The sequence below is a fragment of the Carboxylicivirga fragile genome (assembly GCF_050589805.1).
GTDB classification, from domain to species: Bacteria; Bacteroidota; Bacteroidia; order Bacteroidales; family Marinilabiliaceae; genus Carboxylicivirga; species Carboxylicivirga fragile.
This window is the reverse complement of sequence record NZ_JBNGOY010000114.1, coordinates 1-1,241: the sequence shown is the minus strand read 5'-3', so window position 1 is coordinate 1,241 and position 1,241 is coordinate 1. Positions and strand designations below refer to the sequence as shown.

Below are 1,241 nucleotides of genomic sequence, written 5' to 3'. Positions count from 1 at the left end.
GAGCATTCTAAGATAAAAACAAGTTTTTAGCAAGATAATTTCACAAATGGCTCTTCTCTATATGCTACGGCAAATATTCGAAGAACTATTTTGTTTGCTACTGCATTTAATACACTTAGTTTATGCTTTCCTTCATTAACCTTTCTGTTAAAATAGTTTTTTAATTGCGGATCATGTTGTATAGCAGTACTAGCAGCTTTATATAGTATGGATTTTAGCTCTTTGTTGCTGATTTTACTGGTTCTTGTTTTGCCTCTTACACTTTTTCCCGAACGGTATTCAAATGGAGCTAAACCGCAGTGGCAGCTAAACTTTCTGCCATTTGAAAATTTCACAAAATTGTCTGTTTCGGCAATGCACTTTATTGCTGTAATTGGGCCAACGCCAATAACCTGAGTGATTTTCGAAAAACTTTCATTCAAATCATCATTTGATTTGATTATTGCTCTAAGTTGATTTTCTTGTTTTAAGATATTAGCCTCTTGTTTCTTAATTGAGGCTTGTATAGTTTTTATTTGATCTTTCATTGGCAAAGATTGATCTAGTACCAGAAGCGATTTTAATGTATTCTTAAGTTGTACTTTAATTTTTACAAACAAGTCTCTGACACTCATTATGGCTTTTAGCTTTTGTAACTCTTTAGAGGGAAGTTTAAAAGCTTCAAGTTTGTGTTGGTTAGTTACTCCGTAAGATGCAATTCTATAGGCGTCGATAGCATCGGTTTTGCCTCTTGTAATTCCTATGGAGAGTTTTATTTCAAGGGGATTAATTACGCTAAACGTTAATCCTCTCTTTGTAAATTCAGAACACAATAAAGCTCCATATCTACCTGTATGCTCCATGCAAATCCATACCTGATACTCCTTAAATTTAGTAATGTGTTTACAAAACTCATTTATCCCAGCATTATCATTCTGTTGAACATTCTTTGAAGATAAAACTTCATGATTCTGATCAGTCAGGCAATAATCAAAAACATCCTTCGATACGTCAATTCCAATAAATAATTTTTTCATAACTTTATATTTGGGAAAAACTGAAGACCAAATGGGTTGAACTATCGCTATTAATAAGCCTTTAAGCTTAGCATTCTAAATGGTTCTTAACCCAGGAAGAGATGAGGACTGATGCTCGATTTAAATCCGATGATTTGATTGTCGAGATAGTTCACCTCAACTCTTCTGGTTTTCAGAAATTAATCTAAAATTTAAGAATAATATTAGAATTGCTAATCTAATAGC

1 protein-coding gene is annotated in these 1,241 nt (G+C 32.8%); it reads right to left on the bottom strand.

The features are described 5' to 3' along the window. Positions 1–26: 26 nt before the first annotated feature. Positions 27–1,016, bottom strand: a complete 990-nt coding sequence (locus ACRD7B_RS22705; protein WP_430826962.1) for an IS110 family RNA-guided transposase — start codon at positions 1,014–1,016, stop codon at positions 27–29. Positions 1,017–1,241: the final 225 nt, after the last annotated feature.